Genomic DNA, 16,983 nt, shown 5'->3' with positions numbered 1-16,983 from the left:
CGGCAGTCAGGATGCCGGTGAGTAGTACGTCAGGGCGCGTGGCAGGACCGAAAACTCAACGCCGCGGACGCCCGGCATGACCTCGCCGTCCACCGCCAGGACCATGCTGGTGTCCCCCGGTTCCACCCGGATGCTGCTGGTTTCGCTCAGGTGGGTGATCCGGGACGTGGCGACGGTTCCTGTCAGCACGGACCACAGCAACCGGAGCCTGGCAAAGGATTCATCCGCGGTGATCAGCCTAAGGTCGAAGACGCCGTCATCCAGGACCGGGCGCACCAGCGGGGCATGGTCGCGGGGGTAGTACCGTCCGCGCCCCACGTACAGGATCCAGAGTTTGTGCCGCACCCCGTCGACCACCAGAGTGGTGGGTGTTCCGGCGGCAAAGGTCCGCAACATCGCAACGACGCCGGCCACGGGTTTGCCGAGCGCGGGCTGCAGCAGTTCGCGCCGGCGCACCAGGTTCGGGTAGAGGCCGATGCTTGCCGTGTTGAGCATGGCCAGATGGAGCATTTCGGGACCGTCCGGAAGTCCGCGTTCCACGGCCACCAGGCCAAGGTCCGCCCGCGCCGCTTCGCCGCGGGACGCGGCCTCGACGGCGGCCGCGAGCGTGGGGGTGCCGGCGTCCCGGGCGAAATGGTTCAGTGTCCCGCCCGGAAGAACCAGGAGCGGGAGGGAATGTTCGACGGCGGTCGCTGCCGCCGTGCCAACGGTTCCGTCCCCGCCCCAGACGCCCAGCGCCACAACCCCGGGGCGGCCGGCGACCCGGGAGATCTCCTCCGCGACGTCCTCGTCCGGGGAGATCTCCTTTATATACGCCTTGGGGAATACTTTCTGCAGGGCTGCTGCGGTCTCTTCCGCATAGGCGCCGCCCAGCGTGTTGACCGCGATGCCGAGGCCTTCGCCGTCCGGCAGTTTCGCAGCTGCAACCGTGCTGCGCCGGACCTCGGGGAATGGCGGCCGGACGGGCCACCACTTGCGGGTCACCATGGCGGCACCTGCGCCGATTGCCGATCCGAAGAACACATCCGAAGGCCAGTGGGCGCCGGTGTGGACCCGCGAGTAGGCGACGCCGGCCGCGAGCGGGGCCAACGCGGCGCCAAGGGCGGGCCGCACCAGTCCGGCACCGACGGCGAAGGCCACGGCGGAGGCGGAATGGCCCGAGGGCATGGAGGAGCTGGTTGGTTGGGGATGGACGAATCTGAACGCCGGAAGGTGCTCCGGCAGCGGCCGGGCCCGCGGCAGCAGGGTCTTGAAACCCACGTTCGTGACCGCGGAGGCGACGGCCTGTGCCAGCAGCCCGTGGACGGCGGCCCGGCGCGTCCGTCCCGGGAAGAGCGCCATCACGGCGGCAATGCCGATCCAGAGCTTGCCCTTGTTCGCCGCGGCGGACAGCCGTCGGAAGAAATCGTCGTGACCGCCGCCGGGGAGGCCGGACACGGCGCCCACCAGTTTCCGGTCGATCTTCTTGAACCGCCCCGGCGCCTTCCGCAACATGCTTCGCATGCGATCACCCTACTGCCGTCGCGGGCTGCCGCGCTGTCAGGCGGCCCGGAGATTCCTACGGCAGCAGCCTCCGGCGGGCAGGGGCACCCGGTTGGCTAGGATGGGGCAATGACCCGAGTGCTGGATCCTCAGCGATTGTCCACGGGCCGCGTGCTGGCGGCCTGCACGGCCCTGCTCACCCTCGGTGTGGTCCTCGGCGGACTGCTCGTGGCGGAAGTGCGGTTGCCGCCCTTCCAGGGCGCGGACGAAGGCTGGGCCCGCGGGATCGCCGCCCTCCGCAGCCCGTTCTGGGACGGAATCAACGCCTTCCTCAACCTGGCCGGTTACCGGGGTGTCCTGGTGCTCCATGCGCTGCTGGTCGTGGCACTGCTGCTGAGGAGACGCCCGCAGACAGCTGTCTTCGCCGCGGCCGCCGGCATCGCCGTCCTGATTTTCACCCAGATCCTCAAGGCCGGTATCTCGCGGGACCGGCCGGACAACACGATTGTCCTGACCGACACGGGCTCATTCCCCTCCGGTCACGTCGCCAGCACAGCGGCCTTACTCATGGTGGTCGCCCTCCTGGTGGGGCGCGCCTGGGTCTGGGTGATCGCGGCGTTCGGCGTGCTGGCCATGATGGTCAGCCGCACCTATTTGTCCGCGCACTGGCTCGTGGACACCGTGGGAAGCGTATGCCTGGCGGTCCCGGTGGTGCTCCTGTTCTGGCTGTTCAGCCAAAACATATGCATCCAGGAGAATGGAGACGCCCGCCGCCTGCTTACGTGGCGCGCAAGGGCTTCGCGGCGCCGGCGAGCAGCAGCGCACCTAGAATCGGAATCATGATGGCCAGCAGCGCCAGCCGGATGCCGATCAGGTCTCCGAGGTAGCCCAGCAGCGGCGGGCCGGCCAGGAACGCAACGTACCCGATCGTGGACACCACGGACACGCGGGCGGCAGCGTACTTTGGATCGTCGGCCGCGGCGGACATACCCATCGGGAACGCAAGGGCGGCTCCCGCTCCCCAGAGCACCGCGCCGGCGGTGGCCAGCCAGAGGTTGCCTGCCACCACGAACAGTCCCAGCCCTGCGGCGGCGGCGGCCATGCTGGCGCGCAACACAATCACCCGGCCGTAGGCGTCGATCGCGCGGCCGCCGAAAAAGCGCACGGCTGTCATGGCCAGGACAAAAGCGGCGAACAGCAGGGCACCGGTGGACTCCGAGGCGTCCAGGCCGTCCACGGCGGCTTTGGCGATCCAGTCGTTGCCGGCGCCCTCGGTGAGCGTCGCGCCCAGCACCACCACACCGATCAGCAGGGTTCGTCCGTCCCGCCAGGCCGAGCGGCCCTTGGGTTCCCGCGTTTCACCGGCGGCGGGCGCGGGCGCCGGAGTGTGCGGCAGGAAGTAGCGCGGCGCAAATAGCGTCAGCGCGGCGACGAGGGCGGCGATCACCAGCAGGTGTGCCGGGAGCCCGATCCCGAGCCCCGCGAGCCCCGCTCCGATCAGCGCGCCCAGGAACGCGCCGCCACTAAAGGCGGCATGGAACTGCGGCATGATGGTGCGCCCGAGTTGGTGTTCGACGTCGGCGCCTTCGATGTTCTGGGAGACGTCCCAGAGCCCGATGCCCATGCCGAAGAAGAACAGTGCGACGGCGGTTCCCGGGACAGACTCCGCCAGTAGCGCCAGGGCCACTCCGACGCCGGCCGCGGCGGCCACAAGGCCCGCGGCACGGACGGCATTTGCCGTGCCGATGCGGCCCACAACGTGGCCGGCGGTGGGCAGGGCGATCAGGGAGCCCGCCGCGACACACAGCAGCAGGGTTCCCATCTGCCCCGAGGAAATATGCAGGATGTCCGTCACAGCGGGGATCCGGGCCGCCCAACTGGCGAACACCAGGCCGTTGATCCCGAAAATGAGGAAGGTCGCCGCGGCGGCGGCGTTGAGCTGCGGACGGGTTGCCGTCTTGGTCATACGATCACTACTTCCACCGAGTGTTGGGTGAGCCGGGCAAGTTCTTCGGGACTCAGTTGCCTGTCCGTGACCAGGACGTCCACCGCATCGAGGGATGCGACGACCGCCATGGCGCTGGCGTTCCATTTGGTTCCGGAGCAGGCGACGATCACCCTGCCCGCGGATTCCACCCCGGCGCGTTTTACCGCGGCGTCCTCGAGGTCGTGGGCCAGCAGCCCGTCCTGGAGATTCAACGCGCAGGGCGTCACAACGGCCGTGTCGAACCGCAGCGAGCGGATATTGGCCTCCGTCATGGGCCCGCGGAAGGACAGCTCGCCGGGGACGAGGCGTCCGCCGGGCAACAGCAGGTCGGGGCGCCGGCCGGCCCCCGGCCCGCCGTCGGCCACGGCATTGACCGCCTGCAACGACATCGGCATCAGGGTCATTTCCCGCTGCTGCAGCTGCCGGGCCACTTCGGTGGCCGTGGTGCCGCTGTCCAGCCAGACGTGGCTGCGGTCCTTCAGCAAGACGGCGACGCCGGCTCCAATCCGTACCTTGGCGGCGTGGTCCTCGAGTTCGCGCTGGCCGTATTCGGGGTTTTCCCCGCGCAGCACGAGGCTCCGGGCGCCGCCGTGGACCCGGCGGAGAACCCCGTGGACCTCCAGCACGTCCAGGTCGCGCCGGATTGTGGCACCCGAGGCGCCACATTCGGCCATCAGCTCGTCGACGCTCACGTGCTCCCGGTGCCGCAGCAGCTCGCCGATGCGGCGGTGCCGCTCGTCAGTGTTCATGTACAAATGCTAAGGCAGCGTGATCATTTAATCATTTGTTGCGTAAACGTGGGCTGCGGAAGGTCTGACGCCGCCGTCGAAGAGACGTCCGACGTCGGCCGCCAGCCCGACGCTCCCTCACGTTGCAGGACGTGAGGGAGCGTCCTGTCTACCGGGTGACTTCCTCCAGCAGCTCCAGCACGTGGCGGTACTGGGCGCCCGTGGCCCGCGTCATGCCCAGTTCGCACGTCCGGTTGCACGAGGCGTGTGCGGCAGCGCCCATGTCCGCCACTTCCGCGGCCTGTTTCGCCGTGGCCGACGCCGTCAGTTCCGGGTGCAGCATGCCCCGGTCGCCCGCGAACGCGCAGCAGCCCCAGTTTTCCGGGACCTCGACCCGGTCGGCCACGGCCCCGGCGACGGCATCGAGGGCGTCATTGAGGCCCAGCCGGGTGGAGGAGCAGGTGGGGTGGAGGGCCAGCGACTCCAGCTTCGCGTGGGCGGGGAGCCGGGGCAGGATCCGTTCGGCAGCGAAGTCCACGGCGTCCACCATGCGCAGGGCACGCTGCCCGGCCGCGGGCGCGTCCGACTCGACGGCCTGGCGCAGGCCCTCGGTGCAGGAGGACGCGTCGCAGACGATCGGAAGCTCGCCGTCCCGGGTTGCCTCCCGGAGGGCGGCCAGGGTCTTCTCCCGCATCGTGTCCTGGCCGGCGGCCATGCCCTTGGAGGACCAGGGGGTGCCGCAGCACAGGCCGTCGATGCCATCCGGGACCAGGAGCGTGAGCCCGGCCCGGGCGCAGAGCTGTTCGAAGCTGTACTGGACGCCGTGTCCCCCGGCGCCCTGACCTGCCCCGGCAGGTCCGAACATGGTGCCGACGCAGGCCGGGAAATAGACAGCGTCAACCGCGCCCGCCGGCGTCGGACGCTTCCGCACGGAACCGCCGCCGGGCAGCTCGGCGGAATACAGCGGCACGGTGTCTGCTCCGAGCACTGCGCGCGCGGCCTTGTTGGGCGGGGCGATGACGGCTGCCGGGAGCTTGTCGACCACCGTCAGCGCCAGCGAAGCGCCCCGGGTGACGCCTTCCCAGTGCCTGGCGGCCGCCTTCCACGCCCCGTTGGCGACCGGACCGGCGTCGGCCTTGCGCAGGCGCTTCACGAGCGATCCGGTGTTGATGTCCACCGGGCAGGCGGTCTGGCACATCCCGTCCACGGCGCAGGTGTCCACGGACTCGTATTCGTAGTCCTTTTCCAGTTCCCTGACCAGCGCCGTGTCCCCGGCCAGCCTGGCCGATTCGATGGCGCGCAGCGTGACGATCCGCTGCCGCGGCGTGAGGGTGATGTCCTTGCTGGGGCACACCGGCTCGCAGTAGCCGCAGGAGACGCACCGGTCCACTTCCTCGGCCACAGGCGGCGCCGTCTTGATGTGCCGCAGGTGCGCGAGCGGGTCCTCGTCCATCAGGACACCCGGGTTGAGCATTGCGGCCGGGTCGAAGAGCCGCTTGATGCTGCGCATGACGTCGTAGAGCTCATCGCCGTACTGCCGGCGGACGTAGGGGGCCATGACGCGCCCGGTCCCGTGCTCGGCCTTCAAGGATCCCCCCTCGGCCAGGACGAGGTCCACCATGTCTTCCGTGAAGGCGCTGTAGCGGTCCAGCTCGGCCTCGGTGGCGAAGCCGTCGGTGAGCATGAAGTGGACGTTGCCGTCCTTGGCATGGCCGAAGATCACGCTGTTGCTGTAGTTGTATTTGTCGAAGAGCCGGATCAGTTCCCGGCAGGTGCGGCCCAGCACCGGCACCGGCACCACGATGTCTTCCAGCAGCGCGGTGGTGCCTTGGGGCCTTGCCCCGGCCACGGAGGCATAGAGGCCCTTGCGCAGCTGCCAGAGCTGGCCCCGTTCCCGGGCGTCGCCGGTGAACCGGGCCGGGGCGGACAGCCCCAGGTCCGGGAGGATCCCCTCGCCGTGGCCCTGGAGTTCCGCCAGGTGCCCGGCGCTGGCGGCGGAGTATTCCACCAGCAGGGCGGCGTGGTCCCGGACCGTCAGGTCCTGCACGACGGCGGGCGTTCCCTTGAGTGTCTGGCCCACCTTCAGCGACAGGGCATCCATCAGCTCAATCGTGGCGGCTCCGGTTCCGACGAGGGCGGGCAGGGCCGCGTTGGCGGCCTCCAGGTCGGGGAACACCAGCAGGCCTGCTGCCGCGTGCTGGAGCCGCGGGATGGTGCGGAATACTGCCTCGGCCACGAAGCCCAGCGTGCCTTCGCTGCCGACGATCAGGTGGGCCATGATGTCCACCGGGGTCCGGAAGTCCAGGAGGGCGTTCAGCCCGTAACCCATGGTGTTCTTCATGGAAAACTGCTGCCGGATCCTGTCCGCGGAGTCCGCGTTGGTCCGGACCCGCTCGGCCAGCCGGGCCAGTCCTTCGTAGAGCTCCGGCTCGAGGGCGCGGAGCTTCTGGTCGGCGTCCGCCGCCCCGGTGTCGATGACTGTCCCGGAGGGCAGGACCACGGTGAGCGACTCCAGGGTGCGGTAGGTGTTGTCCACGGTGCCGCAGTTCATGCCGGAGGAGTTGTTGGCAACGACGCCGCCGATCGTGCACGCAGCCTCGCTCGCCGGATCGGGGCCGAACTTCCGGCCGTAGCGGGTAAGTCTCGCGTTAAGCGCCCGCACGGTGACGCCGGGCTGGACGCGGACCCGTGCGCCGTCGTCGAGCACCTCGATATCCCTGAAGTTGCGGCGGACGTCCACCAGCACGCCGTCGGTGACCGCCTGACCGCTCAGACTGGTCCCGCCGGAGCGGAAGGTCAGCGGGACTCCCTGGGCGGCGCTGGCGCGCAGCAGTCCGCCGACCTCCGCGGCGTTCCCGGCCGTGACGACGGCCTGCGGGATCAGCAGGAAATGCGAGGCATCATGGGCGTTCGCATGCAGGTCGATGGCCCGGGTCTTCACCTGCGCGGGCTCGTGCACCGCCGAGCGGAGGGCTGCCAGGTCCAGGGGAGCCATCAGGGAACCATCCAGCCCAGTACGGGGGTGGACTGCAGGTAGATCAGCACGGTGATGAGCGCCAGCAGGCCCAGGCTCCAGCCGATCAGCTTACGGAACAGCGTCCCCTCCGCACCGTCCAGGCCGACGGCGGCGGCGGCAACGGCGAGGTTCTGCAGCGACAGCATCTTGCCCATCACGCCGGCAGAGGAGTTCGAGGCGGCCATCAGGACCGGCGACAGGCCGGTCTGCTCCGCTGCCGTGGCCTGCATCTGGCCGAACAGGGAGTTGGAGGACGTGTCGGAGCCGGTCAGGGCAACACCGATCCATCCGATCAGCGGCGAGAGGATGGCGAAGAAGCCGCCTGCGGAGGCGAGGGCGAAGCCCAGGGTGGTGGTCTGGCCGGAGAGGTTCATCACGAAGGACAGGCCCAGGACGGCGGTGACGGTGACGATCGTCCAGCGCAGCTGGACCAGGGTGTCCCGGTAGATCCGCAGGCCCTGCGAAGCGCTGACCTTGTACAGCACCATGGTGAGCAGCCCGGAGAACAGCAGCAGGGTGCCGGTCGCCTTGAGGTGGTCGAGCTTGAACTTGGTGGCCGCGACCGGCTTGCCGGCCGAATCGGTGATGTCCAGGCCGGGCCAGGCGAACGTCACGCTGCCGACCTGGCCCAGCCAGGTCTTGACGAACGGAAGCTGGGCCACGGAGAACACCGCAATGATGATCAGGTAGGGGGCGATCGCCATCCAGATCTGCCGGGGCTCGGGCCGGGAGTTGTCGGTGGGCACCGTGGTCCCCGCGGCGCGTCCGGCGTCGGATCCTGCGGCGGTGCCGGCGGTGGCTCCGGCGTCGGACCCGGTGCCACGGGAGACGGCCGCAACTGCGACGGCGGCGTGCTCCGCTTCCGGAGCGCCCTCGACGGCGCCTTCCATCCCCACGGTTTCCTTCGGCTGCCAGACCTTCAGCATCAGCAGCACGGCAGCCACCGTGACGACGGCGGCGACAACGTCAGTGAGTTCCACAGCGAAGTAGTTGGACGTGACAAACTGGGCCGCGCCGAAGGCGACACCTGCCACCAAGGCCACGGGCCAGGTCTGCTTCACACCGCGCCGCCCGTCGACGATGAACACCAGGAGCAGGGGCACGATCAGGGCGATGAAGGGCGTCTGGCGTCCCGCCATGGAGGAGAGATCATGCAGCGGCAGGCCCGTGACACCGTTCAGGGCGATGATCGGCGCCGCCATCGCCCCGAAAGCCACGGGTGCGGTGTTGGCCAGCAGCGAGACCACGGCGGACTTCAGCGGTTTCATGCCGGCAGCCATCAGCATCGCGGCGGAGATCGCCACCGGTGCGCCAAAGCCGGCCAGGGACTCCAGCAGCGCGCCGAAGCAGAAGGCGATCAGGATGGACAGGATTCTCAGGTCGTTCGAGATGGAGCGGATGGTCCGTCCCAGCACCTCAAACCACGGGGTGGCCACAGTGAGCCGGTAGATCCACAACGCGTTGACCAGGATCCACAGGATCGGGAACAGTCCGTAGAAGATGCCGGCCGCGGTGGCGCTCAAAGCCTGGTTCACCGGCATCTGCCATCCGGCGACGGCCAGGACCAGCGAGAGAGCCAGGCTGGCGAGGGCGGCCACGGGGGCCTTGACCTTGAAAACGCCCAAAAGGACGAACAGCAGGACGAGGGGAAGCGCTGCGCAGAGGGCTGAAATCACTAGGGACCCGGCAATGGGGTCGAGGATCTGCTGAAACATGTGTCTCCAGATTGTGTTAGGCGTCACAACTCCGTGGCGCCCTTCGATTGTCTTACAAGTACACATGATCGTCAAGGCGTAATTGTTGTCTTGTCTGGCAAGATGGGAAGTTAATCAGGAAACGCTAGGCGGTAAGGGAGTTCCGGTGGCCGGCCGAATTACAGCAGTCTCGATCGTGGACGCGGTCGCGTCGGACCTGCGGAACCGGATCTTCGCCGGTGAACTTGGTTCCGGGGACGCCCTCACAGAGTCCGAGGTCGCCTCCTCTTACGACGTGGCCCGGCCAACGGCGAAAGCCTCCATCGAAAAGCTTGTGTCCGAGGGGCTGCTGGACCGGGGGACCCACAAGACCGCCCGGGTGGTCGAACTCGGCCCGGACTCGGTGCGGGACATCTACCTGGCCCGTGCTTACCTTGAAAGCGAAGTGCTCCGTCGGCTCGCACATACGAGGGACGTCCCCGCAGCAGCGGTGCAGGCAAACCGCGACATCGCGGCGGTGCAGACCGGCGCTCCGCTCGACGTCGTCGAACCGGACATGCGGTTCCACACCAGCCTGATCGACGCCGTGGGCAATGAACGCATCAGCAGGATGTACCGCTCGCTCGTCGGTGAGGTGCGGCTCTGCATGGTCCGCGTGCAGTCCCTGCACCTCCTGGACACCGCGTTGATCCGGGCCGAACACCAGAAAATCCTGGAACTGATCGAGGCCGGCCAGGGCGAGGCCGCAGCCGAACTGCTCGACGAACACCTGGGGCGCGCCCGGGAACGTCTGGTCGCCGCCATGGGAGGAACCGGCGGCCCGGAGGCCGAGCAGCCGTCCGGGCTGCTGCCGGAATAGCCGGGCCCACCCGCGTTGCTGTGGGTTAGCGGGCGCGTTCCACGCGCTTCTCGTCCCAGACGGGCTCGGCAGATTCGTAGACCCTGCCGTCGGAGCCGAAGACCAGGAACCGGTCGAAGGTCCGGGCGAACCAGCGGTCGTGCGTGACGGCCAGGACGGTGCCCTCGAAGTGGTCGATGGCCCGTTCCAGCGCTTCAGCCGAGTGCAGGTCCAGGTTGTCCGTGGGCTCGTCGAGCAGCAGCAGGGTGGCGCCGGAGAGCTGCAGGAGCAGGATCTGGAACCGCGCCTGCTGCCCGCCGGAGAGGGATTCGTACTTCTGCTCCGACTGCGCGGCCAGGCCGTAGCCGTCCAGGGCGCCGGCCGCCGCCTCGCGGCCCAGCCCCGAACGGTGCTCGTCCCCCCGGTGCAGGATTTCCAGCAGGGTCTTGCCCAGCAGGTCGGGCCGCACATGGGTCTGCGCGAAGAAGCCGGGCCGGATCCGGGCGCCGAGTTTCACGGTGCCCTCGTGCGGGACCTCCGCGATGTCGACGTCGGACACCGGCAGGTGCTCCCGTTCGGGGTCGGTGCCGCCGGTGGCGAGCAGGCGCAGGAAGTGGCTCTTGCCGGAGCCGTTGGAGCCGAGCACCCCGACGCGGTCGCCGAACCAGACCTCGGTGGAGAACGGCTTCATCAGCCCGGTGAGCTCCAGTTTTTCGGCGACGACGGCACGTTTGGCGGTCCGGCCGCCCTTGAGCCGCATTTGCACGTTCTGCTCGATCGGCAGCGCCTCGGGCGGCCCGGCTTCGAGGAACTTAGCCAGGCGCGTCTGCGCGGCGTGGTACCGGTTGGCCATGTCGGAGCGGAACGCGGCCTTGTTCTTGTACATGTTGACGAGTTCCTTGAGCTTCACGTGCTCCTCGTCCCAGCGCTTGCGGAGCTCCTCGAAGCGGGCGTTCCGGTCCGCGCGGGCGTCCACGTAGGAGCCAAAGCCGCCGCCGTGGATCCACGCGCCGGCCCCGTTGATGCCGGGCTCGAGGGTGACAATGCGGCCCGCGGCGTTATTGAGCAGCTCGCGGTCGTGGCTGATGAAGAATACGGTCTTCTTCGACTCGTTCAGCTTGGCCTCGAGCCAGCGTTTGCCCGGCACGTCAAGGTAGTTGTCCGGCTCATCGAGGAGCAGGAGCTCGTCGGGGCCGGCGAACAGCGCCTCGAGCACCAGGCGCTTCTGCTCGCCGCCGGAAAGGCTCGACGCCGGGCGGTGCTGCGCGCGGTCGAAGGGCAGGCCGAGGGCGGCCATGCAGACCTCGTCCCAGACCGTTTCAACGTCGTACCCGCCGGCGTCGCCCCAGTCCACGATCGCCTGGGCATAGTTCATCTGGGTGGGCTCGTCGTCGTGCTCCATCATTGCCAGTTCGGCTTCATCAACGGCGCGGGCGGCAGCTGCCAGAGCGGGCGGGGCGGCGGAGACCAGCAGGTCGCGGACGGTCGATTCGTCCCGGACCTGGCCGACGAACTGCCGCATGATGCCCATATTGCCGGAGCGTCCGATCACACCTTCGTCCGCGACGAGGTCGCCGGAAATGATCCGGAACAGTGTCGTCTTGCCGGTTCCGTTGGGCCCGATGAGTGCGGTTTTGGTCCCGTCCGGGACCTTGAACGTCACGCCGTTGAGCAGCTGGGTGCCGTCGGAGAGGAAGTAATCGATGTTGGAAACGTCAATATGAGCCACCCTTCCATCCTCCCACGGCCGCGGCGGCGGCCCAGCGCCGCCCCAAGGAAGCGCTCAGCCGGCGGTCGTCAGGAATTCCTTCAACAGCGGACCGGAGACGGTGGCGCCGAGCCCGCCCTCCTCAACGAACACGGCGACCGCGAGGTCCCCGTGCACGGCCACGATCCAGGCGTGCGTCTTGGGCGGGTTGTCCTTGCCGAATTCGGCCGTTCCGGTCTTGGCCGCCACCGGGGCACCCGGGACGGACGCGAGGAAGCCGGTATGGCCGGAAGTCACCACCGCGCGCATCATGTCCTTCAGGGCGGCGGCCTCCGCTGCCGTCACCGGCGTGCCGGAGGATTTGGCCGGGGCGGGGGCGGACGACGACGCCGCGCCCTCCGACGGGCCGGCCGGGGCGGCTGTTGCGGTGCCTGCAACCGCGTCGCCCGCGTCGGGGTTCAGCACAAGCTGGGCGGAGACGGGGGAGCCCTTCGCGACGGAGCCGGCCATGATGGCGGCGGCCAGCGGGGACATCAGCACCTTCCCCTGGCCGATCATGGAGGCCGCGTGCTCGGTCCCGGAGGCGTCGCCCGGCACCGAACCGAGGAACGCGCCGGCCCCGAGGGCGGGGGCTTCCACGGCGACGCCGAGGGACGTCGCGGCGGATTCCAGCTGGCCCTGGCTGACTTTGTCCCGGGCATTGATGAACGCCGTGTTGCAGGAGTGCGCAAAGGCATCGCGCAGCGTCACGGAACCCAGCGAGGCAGCCGGGTAACCTTCGGCATTCTTGAAGGTCCGTCCGTCCACGGTCAGGGTTGCCGGGCAGTCAACCGTTGAATCCGGGCTCATGCCGTTGCGGATCATGGCCAGGGAGTCAACGATTTTGAAAATGGAACCGGGGGCGTATTGCCCCAGCAGCGCGGTGTCGTAGCCGTTGCTGCCCGGTCCGGAGGCCGCGGCGAGGACGGCGCCGCTGGAGGGCCGAAGGGCGACGATGGCGGAGGCCGGATCCACCTTCCCGAGGATGTCCTCGGCCAACTGCTGGAGCTTGGGATCCAGGGTGGTTTTTAGCGGGGCCCCGGCCTTCATATCGATCTGGAACAGGACACGGCGGCCGCCGTTGGGCAGGGCCCGCCGTTCCTCGGCGGTGAGTCCCGCCTTCTCGGCATAGACCTGGGTGCCACTGGTGCCGCGCAGTTGCGCGTCGTACTGCTGCTGCAGCCCGCCGGTGCCGGTGGTGTCGCCGGCCTGGAGGGCGCCGCCGGATTTTTCAATCTGCTCGGCGCTGGCCTCGCCCACGGTGCCCAGCAGGGCGCGGGCGAAGGTGCGGGTGGGGGCGAGGGGAAGCGAATCGGCGATGGCCCGGGCGCCGGGGATTGCGGCGATCTGTTCGTCGGTGATGGTCCGGCCGTCCTGCCGCAGGGTAATGGCGGTAACGAAGGCCTCGGGGCCGGCCGACTGGACCTGTTGCACGTAGGCAGCCGCGTCCACTCCCACCAGTTCGGCGAGCCGGGTAGCAGACTCCGCAGGGTCGGCATCAGCCAGCAGGGGTTTGTCGATGCCGACGTTCACCACCGGCCGTTCGGTGACCAGCTTGGCGCCACCGGCGCCCAGGATGTCGGCCCGCGGAGGAGCGTCGTTAGAGGTGCCGAGGACTTCCCCGGCGGCCAGTCCGGGCACCAGCAGCTCCGGGGTCCATACCGTGAGCCATTTGTCGCCGGTCTTCTTCAGCTGGGCGGAGACGGTGTACTTCCACTCCCCGGAGCCGATCTTCCAGCTGTAGTTCAGCGGGACCGTGGCCGTATCGGCCTCCAGCTCCAGCTCGCCGCTTTCCACCGCGGGCTTGACCGGGTCCAGCGCCTTGAACATCTCTTTGAGCTGCTCATTGGCCGCGCCGGACTCCTGGCCCTCGAAGGCGACCGAGCCGACGTCGAGGGCTGAGACAGCGGAAGCCAGCTGCTTCGCGGCGTCCTGCGCACCGGCCCTGCCGTCGTCGCAGGCCACCAGCGTGGCGCCGAGAAGCAAACCGATAAGTGCAGCTGAGAGTTTCGAAAAGTTCCCCACCGCGCCATTATGCACCTTGCTGCTGACAACGTCCCCGTCACATGGGGCCTGCCGGCGACACGTTATCCCGCGTCAAGGAGCGGAACTCGGCCGGAAGGGCTCAGAAGCGCCGGATGATCCTGCGCTGTGTCGCCACGGAGATCGCAGCCGTGCGGTTGTCCACGCCCAGCTTGCCGTAAATATGCACGAGGTGGGTTTTGACCGTCGCTTCGGAAATGAAGAGCTGCTTGGCGATGGCCCGGTTCCCCAGACCGGTGGCGAGCAGCTCCAGCAGCTGGATCTCACGGGCGGAAAGGACCGGTTCAGGATTGCGGATGCGGCCCATCAGCCGGGCGGCCACCTCGGGAGCCAGTGCGGTCTGTCCCGCCGCGGCCGAGAGTACCGCCTGGCGGATCTGGTCCGGCGGAGCGTCCTTGAGCATGTAGCCGCTGGCCCCGGCTTCCACCGCGGCGAGGATATCGGCGTCGGAGTCAAAGGTGGTGAGGATGAGCACCGGCGGAGCGGGTTGTCCTGCCTCGCCCGCTTTGATCCTGCCGGTCGCCGTGACGCCGTCCATGCCGGCGCCCATCTGCAGATCCATCAGTACGACGTCGGCCGGCTCGCCGAGGGTGTGGAGCCGCGACAGCTCGGCCAGCGCTGCGCCGCCGTCCGCTGCTTCCGCGGCCACCGTGATGCCCTCGAAGTCACTCAGCATGGCCCGCAGCCCGGCCCGGACCACCGGGTGATCGTCCACCAGCAGCACGCGGATATCGTTCACGGTTCGTTCCTCGCCGGGGATTCACCGAGCGGGAGCCGGATGGCCACCACCGTTCCCTCGCCGGGTCCGGACTCGATGTCCAGGCTGCCGGCCAGCGCAGCCACCCGTTCCTGGAGCGATCTCAGGCCGTAGCCGGAGCCGTCCGGCCGCCCGGCGGGGGCCGTGACCGCCGCGGGATCGAACCCCACGCCGTCGTCGAAGATATCCATCGCCACTTCACTGCCCAGGAAGGACAGGGTCACGACGGCGGTGTCCGCTTTGGCGTGCACCCACACGTTCGCAAGGCTTGCCTGCGCGGCCCGAAGCAGGGTGGTGCGGTACGGGTTGGGAAGGTCCACCGGCGTTCCTTCGAGGTCAAAGCGGCACCGCAGCCGGGTGCCGCGGGCGGCTGCCTCGGTTTCGGTCTTTTCACAGAGCCGGCGCAGGCTGTTGACCAGGGGGTCCTCCGGTGCGGGCTCCGCGGCCTTGCCCGCCGGGTCCGCTGTGGTTCCCACCGGGTTCCCCGCTGTGTTGACTGCTGCGTTCCCCGCTGTGGTGACTGCTGCGTTCCCTGCTGTGGTGGCCGCAAGGGCGGGAGGCTGGAGGCCGCGGACAAAGTTGCGGGCCTCGGCCAGGTTCGTGGCGGCCGTTTCCTGGACGGTCCGGAGCCGGTCGCGGGCCGTGGCGGTGTCCCCGTCGTCAAGGGCTTTTTCCGCCGATCGGCCCATGAGAACAATGCTGGAGAAGCCCTGGGCCAGCGTGTCGTGAATTTCGCGGGCCAGGCGGGCACGTTCAGCCAGCATCCCGGCGTCATGCTGGCTGCGGGCAAGTTCGGTGCGGGTGCGGCGCAGCTCCTCGGCGGCAAGCCGCTGGCTTTCGGCCTCCAGATAGAGCGCCCGGTAGGCCAACCCGGTGACCACGGCAAAGGCGGCTCCGAAGGCCGGTCCCAGCACCATCGGCAACTGCAAGGCGGCCCCGTCCGCTCCGGCGTTGTGGAACCAGAGCGCCACGATCACCAGCACGGTGCTCAGCGCTATCGCCGGCAGCGCCAGCCGCAGCGGCAGCACGTGCAGCTGCAGGAAAAAGAGCGGGAAGGCCAGCCAGACAAAGTCGGCGCTGGCCCAGATCAGCAGCAGCCAGATAAGGCAGACGGCGGCCAGCCACAGGGTCGAATAAGGCCGGGGATCAAACCGGGACGAATCCGAGGAGTGCCGTTTCTCCAGGACAGTACCCAGCACGTAGACGGCGGCCAGAACCAGCGCGAGGCCCACGGTGAGCCAGTCCGCACCCCGGAGTCCCGTGCTGAACAGCCGCACCACGGCGACGAGCAGGAGCACGGCGAAGCCGCTGTGAAGACAGACCCGGAGGACCCGCAAGATCACGGCGGCATTCGTCGGGCCGCCCGTAGCGGCCAACTCCGGCGCGCCGTGAACCTTGACATCCATGCTTTCAGCGTAGTGCCGGGCGGGGCCGGATCCGGCCGAAATCCCTGCCGCCGCGCCACGATCAACCGTTTGGTTGACCGGCGGGTCAACCACTCCGCCCTGCAGGCACAGCCGCGCGGGCGATCCCGGACCGGCACCGCAAGGCGAGGCTGGAATCAAGGCCCCAATCCCCGTGCAAAAGGACTCCCATGTATCTCGCTCTCCGCGACCTCCGCTTCGCCAAAGGACGCTTTGTTCTGATGGGCGGAGTCGTCGCGCTCATCACCCTGCTGCTGGTACTGCTGTCCGGCCTCACGGCCGGCCTGGGCAACCAGTCGACGTCGGCCCTCGCTGCACTGCCGGCGGACCACATAGTCTTCGGGGCTCCCGCCGGCGACAGTGCCAAGGCATCCTTCACCGAGTCGGAGGTCACCCGCGCACAACTCGCGGACTGGGCCGCCCGCGAGGGTGTTGCGACCGCCGGACTGCTGGGTATCAGCCAAAGCCGCTTCCAGGCTCTTGGCCCGGCCGGCTCGCCGTCCGGGACGGCCAGCGTCTCAGTCTTCGGAACCGAAGGCTCCGGCCTGGCGCCCGGACCCGTGACCGAGGGAACGGTGGTGGTCGGCGCCAGTCTTGCCAAGGACCTCGCGCTGCAGGCGGGGAGCCGCGCCACGGTGGGCGGCACCGAACTGACCGTATCCGCCGTGGTCCCGGACCAGTGGTACTCCCATACCGGCGTTGTCTGGACCACCCTCGGCGACTGGCGGAAGCTGGCCCACATCACCGGCAAGGACGCCGCAGCGACCGTCATCGCCGTCACCTCCGACGACGGACAGCCCCTCGACATCGACGCCGCCAACGCCGCGGCCGGGACCGTCAGCACCACCCGGGACGGTTCGTTCCAGGCCCTCGGCTCCTACAAGAGTGAAAACGGCTCCCTCCTGCTGATGCAGGCCTTCCTGTACGGCATCTCCGCCCTGGTCATCGTTGCCTTCCTGACCGTGTGGACCGTCCAGCGCACCCGGGACATCGCCGTCCTCAAAGCCCTCGGCGCATCCTCCGGCTACGTCCTCAAAGACGCCATGGTGCAGGCGGCGGTGGTGCTGCTGGCCGGCGCGGTGACCGGGGGCGCCGCCGGTGTGGCCGGCGGGATCCTCGCCGCCAGGGCGGCCCCGTTCCTGCTGACCCCGGAGACCATCCTCATGCCAATCGCGGGGATCGTGGTCCTCGGCCTCGCCGGGGCCGCCCTGGCGGTCCGCAGCATCACCCGGGTGGATCCGCTGCTGGCCCTCGGCGGCAACTAGCA

Annotated in this window: 12 protein-coding genes; 3 read left to right on the top strand and 9 right to left on the bottom strand. The window is 69.0% G+C overall.

Annotated features, from left to right (window positions below; translation table 11 throughout):
• Positions 1-6: 6 nt before the first annotated feature.
• Entirely contained in the window at positions 7-1,503 is a 1,497-nt protein-coding gene (locus FS787_RS10475) for a bifunctional phosphatase PAP2/diacylglycerol kinase family protein (RefSeq protein WP_144672357.1), read from the bottom strand.
• 108 nt (positions 1,504-1,611) lie between these two features.
• On the opposite strand from FS787_RS10475, the gene FS787_RS10470 reads away from it, so the two are divergent.
• Complete coding sequence (locus tag FS787_RS10470; protein WP_144672356.1) at positions 1,612-2,325, top strand: phosphatase PAP2 family protein; 714 nt, start codon at positions 1,612-1,614, stop codon at positions 2,323-2,325.
• On the opposite strand, the gene FS787_RS10465 is transcribed toward FS787_RS10470, so the two are convergent.
• The 4 genes from FS787_RS10465 to FS787_RS10450 all read right to left on the bottom strand — a co-directional run bounded on the left by FS787_RS10465 (position 2,261) and on the right by FS787_RS10450 (position 8,928).
• Positions 2,261-3,448 carry an MFS transporter gene (locus FS787_RS10465; protein WP_144672355.1) on the bottom strand — a complete coding sequence of 396 codons (1,188 nt, stop codon included), beginning with the start codon at positions 3,446-3,448 and terminating at the stop codon, positions 2,261-2,263. The two genes, FS787_RS10470 and FS787_RS10465, sit on opposite strands and share 65 nt — an antisense overlap.
• Complete coding sequence (locus tag FS787_RS10460; RefSeq protein WP_144672354.1) at positions 3,445-4,218, bottom strand: DeoR/GlpR family DNA-binding transcription regulator; 774 nt, start codon at positions 4,216-4,218, stop codon at positions 3,445-3,447. Before FS787_RS10460 ends, FS787_RS10465 begins: the two co-directional genes overlap by 4 nt.
• 148 nt (positions 4,219-4,366) lie before the next feature.
• Complete coding sequence (locus FS787_RS10455) at positions 4,367-7,192, bottom strand: FAD-binding and (Fe-S)-binding domain-containing protein (RefSeq protein ID WP_144672353.1); 2,826 nt, start codon at positions 7,190-7,192, stop codon at positions 4,367-4,369.
• On the bottom strand, positions 7,192-8,928 hold the full coding sequence (locus tag FS787_RS10450; protein ID WP_144672352.1) for an L-lactate permease: 1,737 nt from the start codon (positions 8,926-8,928) through the stop codon (positions 7,192-7,194). The genes FS787_RS10455 and FS787_RS10450 overlap by 1 nt, the downstream gene beginning before the upstream one ends.
• A 145-nt stretch (positions 8,929-9,073) precedes the next feature.
• On the opposite strand from FS787_RS10450, the gene FS787_RS10445 reads away from it, so the two are divergent.
• Positions 9,074-9,766, top strand: coding sequence for a GntR family transcriptional regulator (locus FS787_RS10445; protein ID WP_144672351.1), 693 nt, complete (start codon positions 9,074-9,076; stop codon positions 9,764-9,766).
• Between the two features lie 25 nt (positions 9,767-9,791).
• Here FS787_RS10445 and FS787_RS10440 read toward each other — a convergent pair whose 3' ends face one another.
• The 4 genes from FS787_RS10440 to FS787_RS10425 all read right to left on the bottom strand — a co-directional run bounded on the left by FS787_RS10440 (position 9,792) and on the right by FS787_RS10425 (position 15,698).
• A complete protein-coding gene (locus tag FS787_RS10440; RefSeq protein WP_144672350.1) occupies positions 9,792-11,474 on the bottom strand; it encodes an ABC-F family ATP-binding cassette domain-containing protein in 1,683 nt (560 codons plus the stop codon).
• Between the two features lie 54 nt (positions 11,475-11,528).
• The gene (locus FS787_RS10435) at positions 11,529-13,517 is read right to left on the bottom strand and encodes a penicillin-binding transpeptidase domain-containing protein (RefSeq protein WP_144672349.1); all 1,989 of its coding nucleotides are present in this window, start codon (positions 13,515-13,517) and stop codon (positions 11,529-11,531) included.
• A gap of 100 nt (positions 13,518-13,617) precedes the next feature.
• Positions 13,618-14,274 (bottom strand): response regulator transcription factor, encoded by a 657-nt coding sequence (locus FS787_RS10430; RefSeq protein WP_144672348.1) that lies wholly within the window; start codon positions 14,272-14,274, stop codon positions 13,618-13,620.
• Positions 14,271-15,698, bottom strand: coding sequence for a sensor histidine kinase (locus tag FS787_RS10425; RefSeq protein WP_144672347.1), 1,428 nt, complete (start codon positions 15,696-15,698; stop codon positions 14,271-14,273). Before FS787_RS10425 ends, FS787_RS10430 begins: the two co-directional genes overlap by 4 nt.
• A gap of 188 nt (positions 15,699-15,886) precedes the next feature.
• On the opposite strand from FS787_RS10425, the gene FS787_RS10420 reads away from it, so the two are divergent.
• Positions 15,887-16,981, top strand: coding sequence for an ABC transporter permease (locus FS787_RS10420; RefSeq protein ID WP_144672346.1), 1,095 nt, complete (start codon positions 15,887-15,889; stop codon positions 16,979-16,981).
• Positions 16,982-16,983: the final 2 nt, after the last annotated feature.

The sequence above is a fragment of the Arthrobacter sp. U41 genome (assembly GCF_007679325.1).
GTDB lineage: Bacteria > Actinomycetota > Actinomycetes > Actinomycetales > Micrococcaceae > Arthrobacter.
This window is presented reverse-complemented; position numbering and strand designations above follow the sequence as displayed.